The following is a 2,467-nucleotide window of genomic DNA, read 5'->3' on the forward strand; positions in this document are numbered from 1 at the left end:
GACATCCAGCAGGGACGTAGGTGCGTCGCAGACAATCAGCGCGGGATCGAGTGCTATCGCGCGGGCGATGACCGCGCGCTGGAGTTCCCCGCCGCTGAGCTGGTGGGGGTAGCGTGCCACCTGCCCGGGTTCAAGCCCGACCAGATCGATGAGTCGTTCCAGTTCTTTATCCATCGATTTCCCGTTCAGGCGTTCCCGGTGTATGCGGAACGGTTCGAGGATGGACTGGGCAACGGTCCACCGGGGGTTCAGGGCATTGTCCGGGTGCTGCGCCACGATCTGGAACTTCCACCGGAGAGCCCTGAGTTCCGCCGCACTCATCTTCGCAAGGTTCTTTCCTTCGAACAGTACCTCGCCGCTGCTCGGAGTGATCAGGTTGAGGAGCATCCGGCCGAGGGTCGATTTCCCGCACCCGCTCTCCCCGATAAGGGCCAGCGTTTCCCCTTCTTCGATCCTGATATCCACGTCCTTAACAGCAGAAGTGCGGATCTTCCGGTTCTGTTCCAAGATGAAGTATTTGGAAAGCTTTCTTCCTTCAATCATAATTCCAGCACCTTACCGCAGTCCTGTCCCCGCAGGATATGAGGGGGGGTTCATCAGCACACCGGTCGCGGGCATCGGGACACCTGAGCCGGAACCGGCACCCGCTTGTGCACCCCATGGATTCTTCGGTCCGGCCGGGAATGGGATGCAGGCCTTTCTCCGGCAGGGAACGAAGAAGCATGGTAGAATACGGGTGCCGGGGATGTGAGAAGAACACTTCCGGTTCGCCGATCTCAATGATTCTGCCATTATACATCACGATGATCCGGTCCGCAAGATCCTTTGCAAATGCCAGGTCGTGGGTTATGATAACAAGGGTGTGACCCTGGTTGCGGACTTCTTTAAAAACCGACGCCACCGATTCCTTGTTTATGACATCGATCCCCTTTGTCGGTTCATCGGCAATGATGAGCTCCGGCCGTGCTGATACACCCATCGCAACGAGCGACCGCTGCAGCATTCCCCCGCTGAAGGAATGGGGATAGGATGCACTCCGTTCCTCCGGGGGGAGGACCCGGAATTTCAACAGGAGTTCCAGCACTTTTGTGTGGACCCGCTCTTTTGTCCACTCGGAATGACGGGTGATCGGCTCTCCGATCTGATCGCCAACACGCATCGTCGGGTTCAGGGCATTTGCCGGGTTCTGCGGGATCCAGGCGATCCGGATACCCCGGATACCCTCAAGTTCTTTCTCGGAGAGTGAGATGAGGTCGGACCCTTCATATATGACTTTGCCGGAGACCGTACTGGTTGGGGGGAGCATCCCGAGCATCGCGAGGCCAAGCACGGACTTGCCGCTTCCGCTTTCCCCGATAATGGCAAGGGTCTCATGTTCTTCCACGCTGAGATCGACACCATCAACAGCGCGAACTGTTGTAGTATCAAGGGGAAAATGAACTGACAACTGGCTGATATCAATTATGGATGGCATGGAAGACACCGGATTTAACCATCTCTTGGTTAAGTCTTGATTAAGTCGTGATAATATATGCAATTTTCGTAATACTAAATGATAACCATTAATTGTGTTGTATCAAAAATACTCCCCTCATTGATTATGACATTTTTCTGAAAAGTGGCGGAATCATCATGGACGGAACAATGAACTGGAAGGAAGCCTGGGCCCGGAAAGTCGGGGACTCGGAGCGTGTCAGCACACCGTGCTACTGGAATGCCCGAGCAAAGGATTATTCGGCAATGGTAAAGACGAGCGATTGTAACCACGGGAGAATGATCCTTGAGTATTTCCTCAGTCAGGGAATCCTGCAGAAGAACTGGAACGTCTTAGACATCGCGTCAGGGCCGGGTGCGGTCACCATTCCGTTTGCCGAGCAGGTGCAGCGGGTGACGGCGGTAGAACCGGCAGAAGAGATGGCAACACAACTGCGGGAAAATGCGCACAAGCGCGATCTTACGAACATTGACATCATCCCGCAAATCTGGCAGGACGTGAATATCGCTGACAATGCCCGGGCATATGACATGGTGATCTGCTGCCATGCGCTCTGGCAGTTCTCCGACCTTATCACGCAGGTCCGCAGGATGGAGGCGGTATCCCGCGGGTACTGCTGCCTTGCGCATGGTATCCAGTCAAGCGAAACACAGCTGAAGGAGAGCCTCGGCCTTCCGGTTTCCGATTCGTCTGACGAGTTCTCCCTGGCCTTCAATTACCTGAACGATGAGGGAATCACTCCGAATGTGAACATGCTTGATTATTCCCTTATGTGGCCGGAGGATGCCGGGATCGCCTCAAAGGAACGATACGTTGAAAAGTACCGTCCACTCACAGATGCAGACCGGAGTGCAATCCGCTCATACATCGCTCAACACACCGTTGACGGCATCTACCATCTTCCCAGCAGGATGGGGATTCTCTGGTGGAAGGTGGAGCCATGAGCGACACTGCTGTAGACTGGGTGAGGAG

The 2,467-nt window shown here is 55.0% G+C and carries 3 protein-coding genes; 1 reads left to right on the top strand and 2 read right to left on the bottom strand.

The genetic code is table 11. The annotated features are described in order from the left end of the window. Positions 1 to 543: dipeptide/oligopeptide/nickel ABC transporter ATP-binding protein (locus CW742_RS10525; RefSeq protein ID WP_292420156.1), on the bottom strand; the 543-nt coding region annotated here is incomplete at its 3' end. Next, entirely contained in the window at positions 536 to 1,474 is a 939-nt protein-coding gene (locus tag CW742_RS10530) for an ABC transporter ATP-binding protein (RefSeq protein WP_292420158.1), read from the bottom strand. The genes CW742_RS10530 and CW742_RS10525, both read right to left, overlap by 8 nt. A gap of 158 nt (positions 1,475 to 1,632) precedes the next feature. Between CW742_RS10530 and CW742_RS10535 the strand changes: the two genes are divergently transcribed. Further along, the gene (locus tag CW742_RS10535) at positions 1,633 to 2,439 is read left to right on the top strand and encodes a class I SAM-dependent methyltransferase (protein WP_292420160.1); all 807 of its coding nucleotides are present in this window, start codon (positions 1,633 to 1,635) and stop codon (positions 2,437 to 2,439) included. Positions 2,440 to 2,467 lie beyond the last annotated feature (28 nt).

Source organism: Methanoregula sp., assembly GCF_002835825.1.
Taxonomy (GTDB): domain Archaea; phylum Halobacteriota; class Methanomicrobia; order Methanomicrobiales; family Methanospirillaceae; genus Methanoregula.

Bases quoted from the DNA above. Each gene is read 5' to 3' on its own strand.
- CW742_RS10530 (WP_292420158.1), bottom strand. From the start codon at position 1,474: ATGCCATCCATAATTGATATCAGCCAGTTGTCAGTTCATTTTCCCCTT.
- CW742_RS10535 (WP_292420160.1), top strand. From the start codon at position 1,633: ATGGACGGAACAATGAACTGGAAGGAAGCCTGGGCCCGGAAAGTCGGG.